The sequence below is a fragment of the Halobiforma lacisalsi AJ5 genome (genome assembly GCF_000226975.2).
GTDB lineage: Archaea > Halobacteriota > Halobacteria > Halobacteriales > Natrialbaceae > Natronobacterium > Natronobacterium lacisalsi.
Genome location: NZ_CP019285.1, coordinates 3,499,191 through 3,518,357, shown reverse-complemented (window position 1 = coordinate 3,518,357; position 19,167 = coordinate 3,499,191). Strand labels below are relative to the sequence as shown.

The following is a 19,167-nucleotide window of genomic DNA, read 5'->3' as shown; positions in this document are numbered from 1 at the left end:
GCCGTTCGACTCGACGGGTATGATCCTCTCAGACGCGGACATCCTCGATCGACTCGAGGAGGGCGACCTGGTCGTCGAACCGCTCGACGATCCCGAACTGCAGATCCAGCCGGCCAGCATCGACCTGCGCCTTGGCCGGGAGTTCCTCGAGTTCCAGCGAACGAACATCTCCTGTATCCACCCCGACTCCGAGCAGGAGGTCGACGAGTACGTCAACGAGACGGTCGTCGACGACGGCGACGACTTCATCCTCCACCCGGGCGACTTCGTGCTCGGGACGACCCACGAACGCGTCGAGATCCCGCCGGACCTGATCGCCCACGTCGAGGGCCGGTCCTCCCTGGGCCGACTCGCCGTCGTCGTCCACGCCACGGCAGGGCTGTGTGACCCCGGCTACCGCGGCCAGATCACGCTCGAACTCTCGAACCTCGGGACCGCGCCGGTCGCGCTCACGCCCGGGATGCGCATCTCCCAGCTGACGTTTACGGAACTCAAAACCGAGGCCGACCGACCCTACGGAAGCGAGCGTGGGTCGAAGTACCAGGACCAGGACGGCCCGCAGGCCTCCCGCATCCAGGGCGACCACGAGTTCGGCGGCGACCAGCTCGAGGATTGAAACGGTCCGGCTCTTTTCGTGTTGCTCGAGTCGGGGTGGGGACTACTCGACGACGTCGCTTTCCGGGGCCGTCCCGAACCCCGACCGCGAGACGGCGTAGGCACCGACGATTCCGAGCGCGAGCCCGGCACCGATCGACTGGATCGTGCCGAGGTGGGCGACGACGACGCCGCCAACGACCCCGACGAAGAACCCCGCGCCGAACCCCGTCACGGCGCCCGCGGCGCGGCGGCGGCCCGGCGGCGAGTCCGGCGTGAAGGCGATACTGACGGCGACCGTCGCGACGAGGCCGGCGAACGTACCGGTGAGCAGACCGAGCAGCAGTTCGAACTCGACCATCGGGCCGGTGATCACGGTCGTGGCGATACCGATGCCGAGGAACGCGGTGAGACCGGAGACGAGCGCGAGTACGGCGGCTTTGGCGGACATCGATCGTCTGGACGGTCATCCCGAGGCCCGATAAGTGTGGATCTTTTCGGTCCGCGTTCGTCGGCCCGAGGGCCAACAAGTTATCCCCTGGGCGGGCGTAGAGCCGTTGAATGCAATTCGTCGAGGAAATCGTCGTCGACGAGTTCCTGCCGACCGTCCGGTCGATGCTGGCCGGGAAACTCCGCGAGCAGGGACTCACCCAGAGCGAAGTCGCCGAAGTGCTTGGAATCAGCCAGAGCGCGGTCTCGAAGTACGCTCACGGCGACGTCACGATCAACGATCGCATCGCCGAGGACGAACGCGTCGAAGCCCTCGTCGAGGACCTCGGAGCGGGACTCGCCGCCGGCGACGTGACGCCGGTCCAGGCGCTAATCGAGATCGAGGTCCTGATCCGCGACCTCGAGAGCGGCGGCGACCTGCTGGCTCAACTCCACGAGGAGGCGGTCCCGGAACTCGCCGATCACGGCTCGGGCTTTCGGGTTCACGATCCCGAGAGCGACCTGCGGACCAGCGAACGGGTCCTCTCGTCGCTGCGGCGCGGGCTCCGTATCCTCGAGAACGCGAGCGGGTTCGCGCGACTGATCCCCGCGGTGGGGTCGAACCTGGTCGCCTGCACGCCGGACGCCGAGGACGTCGACGACGTCGCCGGAGTTCCCGGGCGGATCTTCGACGTGAAAGGCCAGACGACGGTGCCCTCCGACCCGGAGTTCGGCGTCTCCGAACACGTCGCGACCGTCCTGCTCGCGGCGCGGGAACACGGCACGGACGCCGCGGCGGCGATCAACATCGCGTACGATCCCGACCTGCTGGCGGCCCTCTCCGATGCGGGCCACGTCACCGCGGAGTTCGACGAGGGAGACGACGTGGCCTCGAGCGTCGGCGCGGCCATCGAGGAACAGCCGGAGGCGACGGTGCTCTACCAGACCGGCGGCATGGGGATCGAACCCCTGATCTACGTTCTGGGCACTGACGCGGAGTCGGTCGCGGACACCGTGCGGTCGCTGCTGTAAATGAGCGCGAGCGAGCGTCCCGAGTCCGCACGGGAGTTCTACGGCCGCTGGGCGGCCCTCTACGACCTGATCGCACGGAAAACGCCCGGCGTTGCGCACCTGCGCCGCCGGGCCGCCGCGGCCTGCCGGCTCGAGCCCGGCGACACGGTCGTCGAGATGGGCTGTGGCACCGGCGCGAACCTGCCCTATCTCCGCGAGGCGGTCGGCCCTGAGGGGACCGTGATCGGGATCGACTTCACGGGCCCGGTGCTCGAGCGGGCCCGCGACCTGGTGAGCGGGTACGACAACGTCCACGTCGTCCGGGGCGATGCGACGCGACCGCCGCTCGACGCGGCCGAGGACGTCGACGCCCTCCTCGCGACGTTCGTCGTCGGCATGCTCGAGGACCCGGCCGGCGCGGTCGACGACTGGTGTGACATGGTCGGCGACGGCCACGTCGTCCTCGCGAACGCGGCTCGGAACGACGGCGGGGAGTGGTACGCGCCCGCGGTCAACGCCGCCTTCCGGGCGATCGTCGTGCTCTCGACCCCGCCCACCACTCGGCTTCGGTACGAGGACGATCCGACCGGTCGCCTGGACGCGAAGATCGACGCCGCTCACGGGCGGCTGCGGGAGCGCTCGAGCGCGGTCGCCGACGAGCGCCACCTCTTCGGCGTGGTGCGGCTGACCGGCGGCCGGCTCGCCTGAGAGGAACGGTACCCTGACCTGCGCTAGACGCTAGGCCGACGCCTCGACCGCGCCGGACATCTCGAGGGCCTCACGCGTTTCCTCGGGAAGCGGCGACGGCCCCTTCGAGTCGGGATCGACGTGGACCATCGTCGTCTCAGCGGTCGCCGCGACCTCGCTGCCGACCCGGATCTCGTACTCCATGGTACAACTCGAGTCGCCCAGCCGGGAGACCCACAGCGCGACCTCGGGATCGTCGCCCTTGACGATCGGACGCCGGTAGTCGATCTCGAGGTTCGCGATGACGAAGTTGATCTCCTCGGGCGCGACGTCGAGGGCCGCCTCGAGGTAGTCGGTACGGGCGGCCTCGAGGTAGCTCGCGTAGACCGCGTGGTTGACGTGATCCAGCGGGTCGAGATCGCGATAGCGGACGACGATATCGGTCGTGAACTCGCACTCGTTCATCGTCTGTCGGGACTCGGCTGAGAGAAAAGAGGGTACCGGTTCCGGCACTCCCTGATCGAAACCGACGGCATCGGCGTCGCTCGCTACTCGTACAGCCGCGCGTGTTCGGCACAGAACTCCGGCTCGGACAGTTGCGCGCGGATCAGGTCCTCGTGGTAGTGGGCGTTGTAGAGCCGGCATTCCTCCCGTTCGCAAAAGGCCTCTCCCGTCTCGAGGTAGTGGTACGCCTGCAGGACGTACCCCTTCAGGGCGTCGGTGGTCCGCGGATCGTCCTCGATCAGGAACTCGCCGTCGACCTGGTTCTCGAGGACCTCCCGGGGCGGCGTATCGCCCGAGAGGAGGGCGTGACGTTGCTTTTCCTGGTAGTACTCCTCGGGCTTTGCCGGCGCCTCGTAGAGCCCGGGCACCGACACGAGCGCGGGTTGACCGAGCACGTTCACCCGCTTGTGCCAGCGGCCGTCGTGGTCCCCCCAGGTGCCGATCGCCCGGTCCAGAATCGGGACGTGCAACCGCTCGAGGCCGCGTTCCCCGTCCGGGAGGGCGCTGTTGAGCGCCCGCTGGACGGCGACGCCGTCGTAGAGGACGCCGCCCGCCCGTTCGGGGTTCTCGAGGGCGCGTTCCTCGTACCGGATCGTCCCGAGCATCGTGTTGCCCGTCTCGCGGTCGTACGGCGAGGTGATCCGAGCGGCGGCGAACCGCTCCGGGAGGTCGTCGTTTCGGTGAACCTCGAGGAACCGATCCCGGACCTCGATCTCGGCGTCGACGCGGCCCGCGAGCCAGTCCGCGATCTCGTCCGTGTCTACGACTCCGTCCTGCCCCGCCCGCTCCGGGCGCTCGCTATCCCCGTCCGCGACGGTCTTCGGGCGATAGAGCGTGACTCGATCGACCATGTAGTACCTAGTTGTATCACACGGTGAATCAGTTGCGGTCCCGCCCGGTTCCGCGAATCAGTCCGCGAGAAACGCCGGACCGTCGACGGCCGCCGTCTCGGCGTCCCGCCAGGAGTGGGCGGGCTCCCAGCCGAGGTCACGGCGCGCTTTCGCCGTCGAGAACGCCGACTCCTCGCCCTCGAGGGCGCAGTCCTCGGGGAGGTCGCCGAAGGCGGCCTCGATCGTCTCGGTGGTCGGCCGCCCGAGGTAGTTCTCCGCGGCCATCGCGTGGTAGGCCTCGTGGCCGTCGACGTCGGCCTCGAGGGCGGCCTCGACGATCGAGACGACGTCGCGGACGTCGACGTACGACCAGAAGTGGCCGGCGGGGTCGGCCGTTTCGGGGTCGAACGCCTCCCGTTCGTCCGCGGTGTGGTACTCCCCAGGGTACTGGATCCACGACGGGCGGATCGAGGCGACCGAGATGCCGTGTTTCCGGACCGTCTTCGCGGCGAGTTCCTCGCCGACGAGCTTCGAGGTCCCGTAGCCGTCCTCGGGTCGCTGGGGGTGGGCCTCGTCGATCGGGAGATAGTCGGGAAGGAACGGCTCCGCGGCGAAGGCCGTTCCGTAGAGGCTCTCGCTCGAGGTCCAGACCACGTCCGCGCCGGCCCGGCCCGCGGCCTCGAAGACGTGGTAGGCCGTCTCGACGTTGGTCAGGAACGTCTCCGTCCCCGTCGTCTCGCCCATGCGGGGAATTCCCGCGGCGTGGACTACGGCGTCGGGATCGTGCGCGAGGATGGCCTCCCAGGCCTGCCCCTGCTCGGCGAGGTCCACCGCGAGGAAAGAGGCGTTCTCGTGCTCGCCCGCCGGCCGCTCGAGGTCGAGTCCGAGAACCTCGTGGCCCTCGATCGCGAAGTGGTCGACGATCCAACTGCCAGCGCCGCCGGTCGCACCGGTGACGACGATCTTCATGCAGGAGGGCTACGTTCGAACCGCGAAAACGGTGTGGGTTCGCGACCGTACTGGCGGCGTTACTCCACGTCGACCCGTCCGACGTGGCCGGCGGCCTCGTGGGGGATACAGCAGAACTCGTGGGTACCCGTGGCCTCGAACGTCCGGACGTACGACTGCCCCGAGACGACGGCCCCGCGGCCGTCTTTCCAGCCCTCGCGGGCCGCGTCCTCGTCCTCGAAGCCGCCCGACGCCCAGTAGGCGGCCCCGTCCGGAACCCCGTCCTCGTAGGCCGTGACGGTGTGGGGTTCGCCCTCCACGTGTTCGAAGGCGACGGTCTCGCCGGCCTCGATCGTCAGTTCCTCGGGTTCGAAGCTCGCGGCGTGCATCTCCACGACGTGGTCGGCGTCGTCTGGGACGCCCTCCACGACGTTCGGGCCACCCTCGAGATCGTCGTGATCGCCGTGGCCGTGCTCGCCGTCGTGACCGCCGCCGTCGCCCGGTGCCTTCTCGAGCGCACCGGCGACGGCGAACTGTGCCCGCAACGCGGCGTCGGCGAACTCGGCCATCGCCTCGTCGACGCCCTCGTCGGCCGACAGGGCGTCTGCAACGGCCTCGAGTTCGCCCTCGAAGGCCTCGTAGGTGTCGTGGTCGGCCGCCCCGACGGCGTCGTGGGCGCGGGAGGCTTCGAACCGGGCGAGGGCCCCGCGGGCGACGTCGGCGGCCGTTTCCGGCTCGACCCCCTCGAGCGAGGCGAGAACCGCCGCGTCCCAGGCGCGTGCCTGCATCGCCGAGAGGGTGGCCGCGTGGGCCGCCGCGTCGTCCTCCGAGAGGACGTACGCCGCGTCGAACGCGGCCGTGATCGCGGCGTCGGCACCCTCCTCGAGCGCCTCGAGGTCCTCGTCCTCTGCGGCCTCCTCGAGTCCGGGGAGTTCGCCCTCGAAGGCGGCGTACAGGTCCCCGTCGGCCGCGCTGACCTCGTCGTGGACGATCGAGTTCTCCCAGCGCTCGTCGGTCTCGTGGGCGATCTCCGCCGCCCCGTCGAACTCACCCGCGATTCCGAGCGTCGCCACGTCGGCGATCCGTGCAGCGAACAGCCCCATGTCGAACGCCAGGGCGTTCCGGTGTGAGAGGCGCTGTCGCTGTGCCTCCCGGAGCTGTTCGTCGGCGATTTCGGCCTCCGTGTGGGCGCGCTCGAGGTCCTCCTCGTCGAGGGCCTCGAGTCGCAGTTCCTCGAGGGCCTCCTCGAACTCCTCGTAGGCGTCGTGGTCGGTCTCCTCGAGTTGCTCGTGTGCGCCCCACTCGTCGGTCGCGGCCTCGAACCGGGCGAGCGTGTCGCCCGTGACGGCCGCGCCGACCGAGAACTCCTCGGCGATCCCCAGCGCGAGCGCGTCGTCGACGCGCGACCGGATGGCGTTCCACTCGGCCGCAACCCCGAGTTCGGCACCGAGGGCGTCCTCGGTCCCGTCATCGTCGTCCTCCTCGTCGGGACTCTCCTCGGCCGCTTCCGCGCCGGAGTCGTCGGTACAGCCCGCGATGCTCGTCCCCGTTACCGCTGCGGCGACCGCCAGTACGTTCCGTCTCGTTGGCATAGTTTTAGGTCAGCCTAAAAAAGTAGTATGGGTTTCGGTCGTTCCCACGAACTGGGCAGAGCCGATAGAACGAGTCAGCGTAGGATCGCTTTCGACGCCGTCCGCAGAAAGGTTTCGGTCGCGGTCCGCGTGAACCGGCGAATTGCGGACGAAAGCGGTGGGCTGGCGATCGCTCGTTTCAGTCGTCGGCCGGCGTCGCTCGCGACGTGATGTCGACCGGTTCGGCGTCGACCTCGAGTTCGTCGAGGGCTTCCTGGGCCGCGCGCTTGCCCGAGACGAGCATGGCCCCGAAGGTCGGGCCCATGCGGGGCAGGCCGTAGGTCGTCGCGGTCGCCATGCCGGTCGCGATCAGGCCGTCGTGAACGAGGCCGGTGTGTTCGACGACGGCGTCCTCCGACTTGCCGACCCACATCGAGTCGTGGCCGGGCGAGTCGTGGCCGGGCGCGCCGTAGCTGTCGTCGCCCGTCTGGTCCATGCCGGTGGCGTTGGCCTCGGCGTCGCCGATCCCCGGGGCGTCGAGCACCCCGCGCTCGTCGAGTTTCTTGACGGCCATCGCGTCGTGGCCAGTCGCGTCGATGACCAGGTCCGCCTCGACGGCGATCGGATCGACGCAGGTGATCTCGCGGGGCAGGGCGTGGACCGGCGTCCAGTTCATCACGATCCCCGAGACCTTGTGGTCCTCGCGGATGACGATGTCCGTGAACTCGGTCATGTTCTGCATCTTCGCGCCCGCGTCACAGGCGGCCTTGATGAGCCCGGAACAGGCCTCGGGCCCGTTCGCGACGTAGAGGTCCTCGCTGTCCTGGGACTCCTTGTAGGAGACGTCGAGTTCCTCGAGGATCGACTGGGCGGGGTCGCGGACGGTGACCTTGTTCATCAGGAACCCGCCGAGCCAGAACCCGCCGCCGAGGTAGTTGTTCTTCTCGACGACCATCGTCTTGACGCCGCGCTCGGAGAGTTCCTTGGCCGCGGTCAGCCCCGAGGGCCCCCCGCCGACGATGATGACGTCCGAGTCCGAGAAGTCCATGAACTCCTCGGTCCACTCCTGTCCGATGGCACGCGTTACGTCGGCTTCGCCGACCTGACTGAACTGATCGAAGTCGCTCATACAACTAGGTGGTATCTTTTGGTGGTGAAAAGTCTGTCGTGACGAGTACCGTGGCTGGACGGTGTCGAAAACCGAACTGAGAGATCCCGTCCGGGGATGTTACGGTAGCCCCGAACGGAACTGATGGAAAACGGATCGCTCGCGAGAAGGCTGAGCGTTCGCGGGAGTAGCTGGGTGGATGCGACGCTCGAGACGTGGTGCAGACGTCTCGAGGCGGCGGCAAATCGACTTCAGCCCGTCAGTCGTCGGTCACGACGATCGTCCCGACCATTCCGGCGCGTTCGTGCGGAATACAGACGTACGTGTACTCGCCCGGCACCGTAAACGTGTGCTCGAACGTCTGGCGGGTCCCGAGCCGTCCACCGCGGTCGTCGAACCACGCGTCGTAGGCGGCGTCTTCGTCCTCGAAATCGCCCGTCGAGAAGTACTCGGCCCCGTCCGGGAGCGTCCCCTCACGCGCCGTGACCGTGTGATCGGCACCGCTCGTGTTCTTCCAGACGACGGTGTCGCCGACGCGTACCTCGTACTCCTCGGGGACGAACGCGTTCCTGGTCATCCCGATGTCACACGCCTCTCCATCACAGCCCTCGTCCTCGAGGATTCCGAGAGCGGACGTACACCCCGCCAGCCCGCTCGTGGCGGCGGTGCCGACGGCCGCGAGATAGACGCGCCGGTTCATGCGAAATCGTTAGCAGAGGCGCAATATAACCGGCCCGGTTCGCGGAAGCAGCTCGATTTCGTGATCGCGCCAGCACACGCGTTACCGTTACCTGACTCGCGTTCCTCCCCTCGAGTCTCTCCCCCCCGAACCCCCTCCAGACACGGGCGAAACGAAAACACGTAAGGCACCCGCCCGCCGAATCCGCGAGTATGCTCCCGCGGTTCGTCGGCCGGTTGGGCGTCGCCGACGGGGTGACGGTCGCCAACGCCGCCCTGGGGTTCGTCGCGACCGTCATCGCCTTCGTCGACATCGATCTCGCGGCCCGGTTGATCCTGCTCGCTGCGGTCGCCGACGGGCTGGACGGCATTCTCGCGCGGCGCTACGGCGGCACCGAGGCCGGCCCCTATCTCGACTCGCTGGCCGACGTCGCCTCCTTCGCGGTCGCGCCCGCCGTCCTCGCGTTCGTCGTGGTGACCGACGGGTTCGGCATCGGCTTCGACGGCGGGGTCACCCTCGAGTTGGCGCTCGTAACCGCCGTCTGTGCGCTGTTCGTCGCGACGGCGGTCACCCGCCTGGGGATGTACACCGCCTACGACACGGCGGCCAACTACACGGAGGGGATCCAGACCACGCTGGCGGCGACGATCCTCGGGGCCGCCATCCTCGCGCGGGTCGCCGACGCCTGGCTCGTCCTCGCGATCACGGGCGCGTTCTGTTACCTGATGGTCTCGCGGATCACCTACCCGGATCTGCTGGCCCGCGACGCGGGGATCATGGGCGTCGTCCACGTCCTGGCCGTGGTCGTCCCCGAGTTCGCGGACCGGTCGTTCCCTTTCGCGTTGCTCCTGCTGGGACTTGCCTACATGACGCTGAGCCCCTGGTTCTACTGGCGTACCGATCCGCGCCCCGCCGAACTCGACGCGCATGGAAACGCTTAGGGCGATCCTGCCACGACCGTAGCGTATGGACTCTGTCACGCGTCGGCGTCGTCTCCCAGCGACGGTGGTACCATGAGCGAAGACGAGGGGAACGATGACGAGAACGGGACCGAGTCGGTCGACCGCGACCGCGACCGCGACCTCGAGGCGATCCGGGACCGCCTCGAGCGCTTCGAGAGCGACCTCGAGGACCTCGAGGCCGACCTCGAGGCCGCCGAGACCGAGGACGATCTGGACGTCGTCGAGGCCGACCTCGACGCGTTCCGCGAGGAACTCGAGGACGTCGAGATTCCCGACCCGCCGGAAACCGAAGAGGAAGACGAAGACGAGGACGAGGACGACGAACCCGCACCCGAGGAGGAACTGCAGGACCGCTACGACGACATCGAGAGCGACCTGGGCGACCTCGAGGACGACCTCGAGGACCAGCGCGGGCCCTACGCCGAGGACGTCGTCGGCGAGATCGACGGCGTCAGCGGGACGATCACGGGCACCCGCTGGACGGTCGAGGGCGACGAGGAACTGATCGAGGCGACCGACGCCTTCCTCGCCGAACTGAACGACCTGCTGGGCAGTTCGGTGTCGCTCCCCGAGGACCTAGAGCCCGCAAGCGGCGCGGAACTCGGGGAGAAGGGCGACGAGGAGAAGACCGTCCCCGACGACCTCGCTGCGACCCTCGAGGACGCCACGGACGCCGTCGAGGACGCCGACCTCGATCCGGACGAGGACGCCGAGACGATCGCCGGCCTGCTCGAGGCGACCGACGACTACGAGAGCGCGGTCGACGACGCGACCGAGTGGACCGACCTCGAGGTCCGCGAACAGCTCCGCCGCGAGGGGTTCTACGACGTCCTCGATCACGTCAAGGACTTCCCGCCGGAGTGGCACGCGCTCAAGGTCCACGAGAAACGCGGCAACGTCGACCAGATCCTGCTGGCCTACGACTCGCTGGGCTCCGAATTCATGGAGGAACACTGCCTCGAGGCTCTCGAGCGCATGGGCCCCGAGGAGGCGATCGAGCCGATGGTCCAGAAGGCCGGCCGCCGCGACCAGGCCGCGATCCGCATTCTCGGCAAGATCGGCGTCGCCGACGACCAGGTCGTCGATGCTCTGGTCGACTACGTCGACTCCAACCCCGACCTCCAGAAGCCGGCGTTCCGCGCGCTCGGTGAAATCGGTGCGGAGGAGGCCGTCCAGCCGCTGGCCGAACAGTTGGTCGCGGAGAACCCCGACGTTCGAAGCTGGGCCGCCCGCGCGCTCGGTCTGATCGGCGACACCCGCGCCATCGAGCCGCTAGCGGACGTCCTCGAGGACGACGAAGCGGACCGCGTCCGCGCCAGCGCGGCCTGGGCGCTCAACCGAATCGGTACGAAAGACGCCGTAGAGATCGTCGCCGAGTACGAGGACGACCGGGCGTACCTCGTCCAGGTCGAAGCCGAGAGCGTCGACCTCTCGGAGGAGCCCGCGGCCTGATACGGATCTCTGTGCCGATTTTCCCGGCGCAATCGTTACCTGGAGGGGTTGCGGCGGAACTGACGGACAGCTGAGTTGGACCGGGCCAACGGACCGTAATCGATCGATTCGCGCCCGTTCCCGTCCGTCGGGGAGACCGGTGGCTTGTTATATTTCGCGGCCCTGTTCGTCTGCAGAACGGAGAATGGCACCGGATCTCGACAGAGCTCACCTCGAAGCGTTCTTCAACCGCTCACCCGACGCGATCGTCATCGTCCGGGAGAACGGCGAGATCAGCCACGCGAACGATCGCGTCGAAGACCTCTTCGGGTACGCTCCCGAGGAACTGGTGGGCGAACCTGTCGAGCGACTCATCCCCGAGGAGGACCGCGAGGATCACCCTCCCTTGCGCGAGGCTTACATGTCGGACCCGGAAACGCGCTCGATGGGGGCCGGCCTCGATCTGCGCGGGAGGCGAACGGACGGGTCGACCGTCCCGGTCGACATCAGTCTGAGTTCGATCGAAACCGAAGCAGGCTCGGATCGCCTGGTCATGGCGTCGATCCGCGACATCAGCCGGCGCGAAACCCTCGAGCGAAAGTACCGGGCGGTCTTCGAGGTCGCCCCGGACGCCATGTTCATCGCCGACGCCGAAACCGGCGAACTGCTCGAGGTCAACCGGCGCGCGGCCGATCTGATCGGCGCTCCCAAAGACGATCTCGTGGGGCGACACCAGACGGAGTTGCACCCGCCGGACGAGCGCGACCGATACCGGGAACTGTTCGAGACTGCCACGGAGTCGGACGAACCGGTCCAGTTGCGCTCGTGTGAGGAAGACGACGAACTCCACATCGTCACCGACGACGACGAGCGCATCCCCGTCGAAATCAGCGCCCGGGTGCTCGAGTCCCGGGTCGAAAGTGAGGGGTCGATCGTCATCGGCGCCTTCCGGAACATCGCGCCCCAGAAAGAGTACGAGCAAAAGCTCCACCATCAGATCGATCGACTGGAACGGTTCGCACACCTCCTTTCCCACGACCTCCGGAACCCCCTGTCGGTCGCCAGCGGCTACCTCGAGCAGGCCCGCGAGACCGGCGATCCCGACTACCTCGATCGAGTCGAAGCCGAACACGAGCGCATCGAGGACATCGTCGACGACGTGCTGACGATGGTCCGGCACGGCTACGAGGTCGAGTCCGTCGATCCCCTCGACGTCGAGTCGGTCGTCACGGAGTGTTGGAACCGAGCAGGAGCCGACGTCGACCTCGAGATCGAGTCCGAGGGGCTCGTCTACGCCGACCCGGACCGGGTCAGGAACCTCTTCGAGAACCTCTTTCGCAACGCTGCCGAGCACGCCGGAACGGATGCGACCGTCAGAATCGGCCTGCTCGAGGACGGCGACGGCTTCTACGTGGAGGACAACGGTCCGGGTATCCCGCCGGCGGACCGCGACGACGTGTTCGAACCGGGCTGGACGACCGCCGCCGACGGCACGGGACTCGGCCTGAATATCGTCTCCGAGGTCGCTCGCGCCCACGACTGGACGGTCGAGATCGAAGACGGCCGCGACGGCGGCGCACGGTTCGTCTTTACCGGTGTCAGGACCGCCGTCGCGGACGGGTCTTTCGAGGGCGACGTCTGACGCGTCGCACACACGTTTAAATACGATCGCGGGGCCACCGTCGGTGATGGTTCGGGACCCGACCCCAGCTGTCCCCACGATCGTCCTCGCGGTCGCAATCACGTGTATCGTCGCTCTCGGAGGCGGGATCTCCGTCGCGGCGTCCGCTCCCGCGACCGACGGGGTCGTCGGCTGCCCCCACGAAGAAACCGTTCTCGAGCCGGGCGGAACCGAGCCCGAACCCGAACCCAAACCCGAACCCGTCTCGGAGCCACAGATTATCGAACTCTACCCCAACCCGACGACCCACGGAAACGTCGGCGAATACGTGCTCCTCGAGACGCCCCCCGACACGCCCGTCGGGAACTGGACGCTCACGGACGGCTACCGGACCGCGTCGTTCCCGAACGAAACCGTTTCGGGCAGGGTTGCGGCCAGCGTCGATCCCGACGCCACGGAACCGCTGACCGACGTCCCGATCGTCGAACTCGAGGGTGCGGTCAGACTCGCCGTCGACGGCGACGACCTCGAACTCCGGACCGAGGCCGACGGGGGAACCGAACGCCTCGACGCGGTGAGCTACGACCGGGCACCGACGGGGGACCGGTGGTACCGGGCGGACACCGAAGCCACTGCGGACGCCGCCACTCCCGCCAGCGGCTACTGGTGGCCCCGTGACGCGACGTGTCGCCCCGTCGTGACCGGCGACGCGGACGAAGCTACCGCGTTCGTCCTCCCCGACTCACCCGGAATTCCGCTCGAGACGATCCGGAGCGCCGACGAACGCCTCCTGCTGGCCGGCTACACTGTCACCTCCGAGGCGGTCGCGGACGAACTGATCGCGGCCGCCGAGCGGGGCGTCGACGTCGCCGTGCTCCTCGAGTCCGGTCCGGTCGGCGGCACACCGAAAGACACCGCACCGGTCCTCGAGCGCCTCGAGAACGCCGGCGTCGACGTGCGGGCAATCGGCGGCGAGGGCGCGCGATACCGGTACCACCACCCGAAGTACGCGGTCGCGGACGACCGACTCCTCGTCACCACCGAGAACTGGAAACAGTCCGGGGTCGGCGGCGAGTCGAACCGCGGCTGGGGGATCGTCCTCGAAGACGAAACCCTCGCCGCGGAGCTCGCGACGGTGTTCGAAACCGACTTCGAGGGACGGGACACCCGGAGTGGAGCCGAGTTCCGCCGCGAGACGTCGTTCGTCGCCGACGACGGGCCGCCGCCACGGGAGTTCCCCGCAGTCCACGATCCGACAGCGGTCGAACTCGAGTCGGCCGAACTGCTGATCGCGCCCGACAACGTCGAGCGACGGCTGGTCGAACTCATCGACGGGGCCGACGACGAACTCCTCGTCGTCCAGGGCAGCATCGACCCCGACGCGCGGGTACTCGAGGCGGCCGTCGACGCGGCCCGTCGCGGCGTCGACGTCCGGATCCTGCTCGACTCGACGTGGTACCGGGAGGACGAAAACGCCGCGCTCGCGACGGAACTGGAGCGGATCGCCGGAAACGAAGCGCTACCGCTCGAGGTACGACTCGTCGAGGACACCGATCGGTTCGAAAAGATCCACGCCAAGGGAGTGGTGATCGACCGCGAGGTCGCGGTCGTCGGCAGCGCCAACTGGAACGACAACGCCTTCCGGAACAACCGCGAGGTGCTCGTCGCCGCCCACGGGACCGAGGTCGCCGAGTTCTACGCCGCGGTCTTCGAGGACGACTGGAGCGGCGACGGCGGGTGGACACTTCCGCTCGAGTTCGGCGCGACTGCCGTTCTCGTCCTCGTCGCCGCAGCACTCGTCGGCCGCCGGTACCTGCGGTTTGGGGACGAGCAACCGCCCGGTGCGTGAGTTGGTCGGTGCGCTTCCCGGTTCGTCGATCCCAACGATATCCGACACGACGAGGAGCGTCCTGTCGGGAACGAGGCGAGGACGTCCCCGTGTCCCCGGGGCTCGATTCCGTCGCCGAACGCGACGTGTACCCGCTGACTACTAAAGCCGGACCGCGGCATCGGTCGACCCGTCTCCATGTCCGGCACCGGACCCGGTACCGACGCCGACTCGCCGACCTCGAGCGCGTACCTGATCGCAGTCGTCTGTCTCGTCGGGGCATCGATGGCCGCCGTGACGTGGCTACTGGTCCCCGAACTGACCGTCGACGAGGGCCCCGAAGCGGAGGTGACGGAGCCGCCCGAGTTCGAGGAGACGAACGACCTACCGACCGAACCCTCGAGCGGGGACGGTTACGGTTCCGGGAGCACAGCAGGCCAGGTCGACGAGGACGACGGGACGGAGACCGAAACGACGAATTTGGCCGCGAATAGCGCGTCGGAGACGGATTCCAGCGACGAGGACGATGGCGACGCAAACCCGGCCGATCGATCCGACGCCCCGCCGGGCGGAGGACTGGAGTCGGCACCCGACGAGCGAGGGTCGGATGCACAGGCGGCCGTCGGATCGGAGGGCGAGGTATCCGTCCCGCCGAACGAGCCCGGGCCGCTCGACGACGAACCGCCGGTCGACGACGGGTCCGCCGATGGTGCGGGACAGCCGAGCGATTCGGGGGAGTCAGACAACGATGGTCCCTCTACTGACGATGATCAACGGAGGAATTCGGGGCCGGCGGACGATCCTGGCCCACCGATTGACGCCGGACCGCCGGAGGATGGTGGACCGGCGGATGACGCCGGACCACCCGATAACGCTGGCCCCCCTGATAGCGCCGGACCACCCGATGACGCCGGACCGTCAAACGACGGAGGGCCGCCGGGACGAACCGGCCAATAGACAAACCAAACGGAAGGAGACGAACGAATCAGTCAGCGCAACCGCTCAACTCGGCCTCGAGTCGCTCACAGCAGTCCTTCTCGGGGTCGAAACAGTCGGGACACTCCTCCGGGCGGTCGATGATCGTATCAAGCCGCTCCGCGACCGTATCGTCGATGACGCTCTCCAGCGCGCGGGCCTCCTCCCGAAACTCCTCGACCTCGAGGACGTTCGCGAGGAACCGCTCGATGATACAGTACGTCTGGAGGGCGTCGTGAGCGCGCTCGAGTCCCTCGTCGGTCAGGCTGGCGCCCTTGTACTTCTCGTGGTCGACGAGGTCGCGGTCCTCGAGTTTCCCGATCATTTCGTTGACGCTTGCCGGACTCACCTCGAGCAGGTCGGCGAGCGTGCCGGTCGACGCGGGGCCGTCTTCGATTCGCTGGGCGAGGTAGATGGCCTTGAGGTACTGGTCTGCGGTGTTCATCGCATCCCTCCGTCGGTGACGTGCGCGTGCGCGTTCGCGTGCTGTCTCTCGCGGGCGGTCGATCCCGGACTCGTTCCCGTCGTCGCGGTCGCCCCGATCATGCTCTGTGCTCCATGATCTCGGTGACCTCTTCGACGCCCTCTTTCTCCTCCTCCCGAATGCCGTACAACGTATCGAGAAGCCTGTCCTCGTCCAGGCCGTAGTCGGCGTCGGAGGCCTCGATCGCGTCGATGAGGTCGTCGTAGAACTTGTAGGCAGTCTCTTCGTTGGCCAACTGGTCGTAGAGGACGCCGTCCGTGTCCTCGGGCGGCCCGTACTGGGCATCGACCAGGGCGTTTATTTCCTCGTAGGCGACCGTCTCGGCGTCGAGATCGTCGATCAGCGCCTCGAGTCGCTCGCGGTGTTCGGCCGACTCCTCGCTGGCCTCGACGAGCAACTCCCGCACCTCCTCGTGGACGTCCGCACGCTCTTCCGGCGAGAGCGAATCGAGGTGGTGGGCGGCGCGTGACTCGACGACCTCCTCCAGCACGACCCCGATCTGGAGCAACCGGGCGAGCTGGTGGTCGCTCGAGACGCGCTGTCCCAGACTCATATCCCCACAAGAGAGCCGGTGGCACTTAGTCGTCCCGGACCGTGGTTTCGGGGATCGAGAGATACTCGACAATGGAGAGACGAACGCCGGAGACGGTTCTCCGGGTCTGGGGTCTGGGGTCTGGGGTCTGGGGTCTGGGTCTGGGTCTGGGTCTGGGGTCTGGGATTCGGGGAGAGAAGCGAAACGAGGGAAACGGAACCGAGAGTTGAGAGGAGAGACGAGAACGGAGACGGGAGTCGAGTCGTTCCGTCAGTCCCGCTGGCGGAGACGAGCCGCGACCAGTTCCTCGAGGTCGTCACGAAGCTCGTCGACGTCGATCTCCTCGAGGACGGGCACGAAGAAGCCCTCGACGAGCATGTTGCGCGCGGAGCGCGGATCGAGGCCACGGGAGGTCATGTACAGCATGTCCTCCTGGTCGATCTGGCCGACCGTCGCGCTGTGGGACGCTTCGGTGTCGTGGTTGTTGATGATCAGCTTCGGCGAGGCGTCGGCCTCGCTCTCGTCGCTCAGCATCAGCGTGTTCTCGCGCTGGTAGGAGCTGGTGTCCCAGGCCTCGCTGCCGACGTCCTGGACGCCCTCGTAGACCGAGCGGGCGACGTCGTCGGTGACCCCGCGGGTGACGAGGTCGGCCGTCGTGTGCTCGGCGCGGTGCCAGACCTTCGTGTCGAGGTCGAAGTGCTGGTCGTTGTGGCCGTAGAAGGCCCCGACGATCTGGGTCTCGGAGGAGTCGCCGCTGAGCTCCGTCGAGACCTCGGTCTTCGTGAGCTGCGTGCCGAGGTTGGCCTCGATCCAGTCGATCGTCGCGTAGGTGTCGGCGTCACCGCGCTTGACGGTGAAGTTGTAGGCGTCTTCCGAGAGGTTCTGGAGGCTGCCGTACTGGACGCGGCTGTTCTCGCCGGCGACGACCTCGACGATCCCGCTGTAGTACTGCTCGTCCTGCTTCTCGCCGGTCGACTGCCGCTCGAGGATCGTGACCGAGGACGACTCCTCGGTGACGACGAGCGTGTAGTTGAACAGCGAGCGGGAGTTCTGCTCGGTGCGGATCGTGACGTCCTCGGCGTCGACGCCCTCGGGGACGTAGACGACGGTCCCGGTGCTGAAAAGCGCCGTCGACAGCGCCGTCAGATAGTTCTCCTGGGGATCGACGATGGAGCCGAACTGTTCCCGGATGAGGTCCTCGTGCTCGGCGACTGCCTCGGACCATGGCAGGACCTCGGCCTCGTCGGGACCGACCTGGTCCTTGTCCTCGGCCGCGTTCAGCGGATCCACGAGCGACTCGAAGTCCAGTTCGTGGAGGTTCGTCCAGTCTCGGCCCGGCGTCCGGATGACGTCGGGCATGTCCAGTTCCTCGAGGGCCTCGAGGGCCTCGAGGCGTCGCTCGAGGAGCCACTCGGGCTCGTCGAGTTCCTCGCTGATTTCGCGTACCTGTTCCTCCGTCAGATTGGCGTGTACCTGCGTCGTGCTCATATTATCCGAGGCTTCCCTCCATCTCGAGCTCGATGAGGCGGTTGAGTTCGACCGCGTACTCGATGGGCAGTTCCTCCGTGATCGGCTCGATGAAGCCGGCGACGATCATCTTCTTGGCGTCGTCGTCGTCCAGTCCGCGAGACTGTAGATAGAAGATGTCCTCGTCGCCGATCTTGCCGACGGTCGCCTCGTGGGCGACGTCGACCTTCGACTCCTCGATCTCCATGTACGGCATGGTGTCCGAGGTGGACTCGTTGTCGAACATCAGCGCGTCGCACTCCACCGCAGTGGAGGAGTTCTCGGCGCCGTCGGCGATGTGGACGAGGCCGCGGTAGTTGGTGCGGCCGCCGTCCTTGGAGATCGACTTGGACTCGATGGTCGAACTCGTGTCGGGCGCGTTGTGGTAGACCTTCGCGCCGGTGTCGATGTCCTGGCCCTCGCCCGCGAAGGCGATGGTGATGTGGGTGTCAGTCGCGCCGCGACCTTTGAGGATCGAGCTCGGGTAGAGCATGGTGGCCTTCGAGCCCATGGAGCCCGAGACCCACTCCATCGTTCCGTTCTCCTCGACGATGGCGCGCTTGGTGTTGAGGTTGTAGGTGTTCTTCGACCAGTTCTGCACCGTCGAGTACTGGACGTGAGCGTCCTCCTTGACGAACACTTCGACGCCGCCGGAGTGGAGGTTGTGGGTCCCGTACTTGGGTGCGGAACAGCCCTCGATGTAGTGGACCTCGCTACCGGGCTCGGCGATGATGAGCGTGTGCTCGAACTGGCCCATCCCCTCCGAGTTCATCCGGAAGTAGGCCTGGACGGGCATCTCGACGGTGACGTCCTCGGGGACGTAGACGAACGAGCCGCCGGACCAGACGGCCCCGTGCAGCGCGGCGAACTTGTTGTCGCTCGGCGGCACGCAGGTCGTCATGAAGTGCTCCTTGACGAGGTCGGGGTGCTCCTGGACGGCCTCGTCCATGTTCATGAAGACGACGCCTTTCTCCTCCCACTGCTCCTGCATGTTCTGGTAGACGACCTCGGACTCGTACTGCGCGCCGACGCCCGAGAGCGCCTTCTTCTCGGCTTCCGGGATGCCCAGCTTGTCGAAGGTGTCCTGGATCTCGTCCGGCAGTTCGTCCCAGTCGTCGACGCCTTCGCGCTTGTCGACGTCCGGGCGGATGTAGGGGACGATCTCCTCGATGTCGAGGCCGGAGAGGTCCGGCTGGCCGGGCCAGTCCGTCGGCATCGGCATGTTCTGGTACTGCTTGAGCGCGCGGAGACGACGCTCGAGCATCCAGTCGGGCTCGTCCTTGTCCTCGGAGATCATGCGGATGATCTCCTCGGTCAGCCCCTTCTCGGATTTCACCGCGGCGTTCTGGTCTTTCTTGAACTCGAACCGCGCTTCGGTGTCGGTTTCTTTGAGGTGGTCTTGTTCGGAACTCATAATTTGATTGTGTATGTGGTTACGGCTGTAGGGTTATTACCGTTGTTCTAGCC

Annotated in this window: 19 protein-coding genes; 8 read left to right on the top strand and 11 right to left on the bottom strand. The window is 67.4% G+C overall.

Annotated features, from left to right (window positions below):
- The first annotated feature begins 19 nt into the window (after nucleotides 1-19).
- Entirely contained in the window at nucleotides 20-616 is a 597-nt protein-coding gene (dcd, locus tag CHINAEXTREME_RS16980) for a dCTP deaminase (protein ID WP_007140893.1), read from the top strand.
- 42 nt (nucleotides 617-658) lie between these two features.
- Here dcd and CHINAEXTREME_RS16975 read toward each other — a convergent pair whose 3' ends face one another.
- Entirely contained in the window at nucleotides 659-1,045 is a 387-nt protein-coding gene (locus tag CHINAEXTREME_RS16975) for a hypothetical protein (protein WP_007140894.1), read from the bottom strand.
- Nucleotides 1,046-1,155: 110 nt separating this feature from the next.
- Here CHINAEXTREME_RS16975 and CHINAEXTREME_RS16970 point away from each other — a divergent pair, with 110 nt between their 5' ends.
- Nucleotides 1,156-2,055: a thiamine-phosphate synthase family protein gene (locus CHINAEXTREME_RS16970; RefSeq protein WP_007140895.1), complete on the top strand. Its 900-nt coding sequence runs from the start codon at nucleotides 1,156-1,158 to the stop codon at nucleotides 2,053-2,055.
- Nucleotides 2,056-2,742: a class I SAM-dependent methyltransferase gene (locus tag CHINAEXTREME_RS16965; RefSeq protein ID WP_007140896.1), complete on the top strand. Its 687-nt coding sequence runs from the start codon at nucleotides 2,056-2,058 to the stop codon at nucleotides 2,740-2,742.
- A gap of 30 nt (nucleotides 2,743-2,772) precedes the next feature.
- Here CHINAEXTREME_RS16965 and CHINAEXTREME_RS16960 read toward each other — a convergent pair whose 3' ends face one another.
- The 6 genes from CHINAEXTREME_RS16960 to CHINAEXTREME_RS16935 all read right to left on the bottom strand — a co-directional run bounded on the left by CHINAEXTREME_RS16960 (nucleotide 2,773) and on the right by CHINAEXTREME_RS16935 (nucleotide 8,382).
- Nucleotides 2,773-3,186, bottom strand: coding sequence for an acyl-CoA thioesterase (locus CHINAEXTREME_RS16960; protein ID WP_007140897.1), 414 nt, complete (start codon nucleotides 3,184-3,186; stop codon nucleotides 2,773-2,775).
- An 83-nt stretch (nucleotides 3,187-3,269) separates the two neighbouring features.
- A complete protein-coding gene (locus tag CHINAEXTREME_RS16955) occupies nucleotides 3,270-4,076 on the bottom strand; it encodes a DUF7001 family protein (RefSeq protein WP_007140898.1) in 807 nt (268 codons plus the stop codon).
- Between the two features lie 57 nt (nucleotides 4,077-4,133).
- Nucleotides 4,134-5,024, bottom strand: a complete 891-nt coding sequence (locus CHINAEXTREME_RS16950) for an NAD-dependent epimerase/dehydratase family protein (RefSeq protein WP_007140899.1) — start codon at nucleotides 5,022-5,024, stop codon at nucleotides 4,134-4,136.
- Nucleotides 5,025-5,083: 59 nt separating this feature from the next.
- On the bottom strand, nucleotides 5,084-6,595 hold the full coding sequence (locus tag CHINAEXTREME_RS16945; RefSeq protein ID WP_007140900.1) for a DUF5059 domain-containing protein: 1,512 nt from the start codon (nucleotides 6,593-6,595) through the stop codon (nucleotides 5,084-5,086).
- 178 nt (nucleotides 6,596-6,773) lie between these two features.
- Entirely contained in the window at nucleotides 6,774-7,703 is a 930-nt protein-coding gene (locus CHINAEXTREME_RS16940; RefSeq protein WP_007140901.1) for a sulfide-dependent adenosine diphosphate thiazole synthase, read from the bottom strand.
- A gap of 238 nt (nucleotides 7,704-7,941) precedes the next feature.
- Nucleotides 7,942-8,382 carry a cupredoxin domain-containing protein gene (locus CHINAEXTREME_RS16935; RefSeq protein ID WP_007140902.1) on the bottom strand — a complete coding sequence of 147 codons (441 nt, stop codon included), beginning with the start codon at nucleotides 8,380-8,382 and terminating at the stop codon, nucleotides 7,942-7,944.
- 191 nt (nucleotides 8,383-8,573) lie between these two features.
- Between CHINAEXTREME_RS16935 and CHINAEXTREME_RS16930 the strand changes: the two genes are divergently transcribed.
- The 5 genes from CHINAEXTREME_RS16930 to CHINAEXTREME_RS16910 all read left to right on the top strand — a co-directional run bounded on the left by CHINAEXTREME_RS16930 (nucleotide 8,574) and on the right by CHINAEXTREME_RS16910 (nucleotide 15,160).
- On the top strand, nucleotides 8,574-9,302 hold the full coding sequence (locus CHINAEXTREME_RS16930; protein WP_007140903.1) for a protein sorting system archaetidylserine synthase: 729 nt from the start codon (nucleotides 8,574-8,576) through the stop codon (nucleotides 9,300-9,302).
- A 72-nt stretch (nucleotides 9,303-9,374) separates the two neighbouring features.
- Nucleotides 9,375-10,775, top strand: coding sequence for a HEAT repeat domain-containing protein (locus tag CHINAEXTREME_RS16925; protein WP_007140904.1), 1,401 nt, complete (start codon nucleotides 9,375-9,377; stop codon nucleotides 10,773-10,775).
- Between the two features lie 184 nt (nucleotides 10,776-10,959).
- Nucleotides 10,960-12,396: a sensor histidine kinase gene (locus CHINAEXTREME_RS16920; RefSeq protein ID WP_010546850.1), complete on the top strand. Its 1,437-nt coding sequence runs from the start codon at nucleotides 10,960-10,962 to the stop codon at nucleotides 12,394-12,396.
- Nucleotides 12,397-12,442: 46 nt separating this feature from the next.
- Entirely contained in the window at nucleotides 12,443-14,224 is a 1,782-nt protein-coding gene (locus CHINAEXTREME_RS16915) for a phospholipase D-like domain-containing protein (protein ID WP_007140906.1), read from the top strand.
- Between the two features lie 177 nt (nucleotides 14,225-14,401).
- Complete coding sequence (locus tag CHINAEXTREME_RS16910; protein WP_007140907.1) at nucleotides 14,402-15,160, top strand: midas domain-containing protein; 759 nt, start codon at nucleotides 14,402-14,404, stop codon at nucleotides 15,158-15,160.
- Nucleotides 15,161-15,188: 28 nt separating this feature from the next.
- Here the strand turns inward: CHINAEXTREME_RS16910 and CHINAEXTREME_RS16905 are convergent, their stop codons facing one another.
- The 4 genes from CHINAEXTREME_RS16905 to sufB all read right to left on the bottom strand — a co-directional run bounded on the left by CHINAEXTREME_RS16905 (nucleotide 15,189) and on the right by sufB (nucleotide 19,114).
- Nucleotides 15,189-15,623: a metal-dependent transcriptional regulator gene (locus tag CHINAEXTREME_RS16905; protein WP_007140908.1), complete on the bottom strand. Its 435-nt coding sequence runs from the start codon at nucleotides 15,621-15,623 to the stop codon at nucleotides 15,189-15,191.
- A gap of 97 nt (nucleotides 15,624-15,720) precedes the next feature.
- A complete protein-coding gene (locus CHINAEXTREME_RS16900; protein WP_007140909.1) occupies nucleotides 15,721-16,215 on the bottom strand; it encodes a M41 family metallopeptidase in 495 nt (164 codons plus the stop codon).
- Between the two features lie 249 nt (nucleotides 16,216-16,464).
- Nucleotides 16,465-17,682 carry a Fe-S cluster assembly protein SufD gene (gene sufD / locus CHINAEXTREME_RS16895; RefSeq protein ID WP_007140910.1) on the bottom strand — a complete coding sequence of 406 codons (1,218 nt, stop codon included), beginning with the start codon at nucleotides 17,680-17,682 and terminating at the stop codon, nucleotides 16,465-16,467.
- A 1-nt stretch (nucleotide 17,683) separates the two neighbouring features.
- Entirely contained in the window at nucleotides 17,684-19,114 is a 1,431-nt protein-coding gene (gene sufB / locus CHINAEXTREME_RS16890) for a Fe-S cluster assembly protein SufB (RefSeq protein WP_007140911.1), read from the bottom strand.
- Between the last annotated feature and the right edge of the window lie 53 nt (nucleotides 19,115-19,167).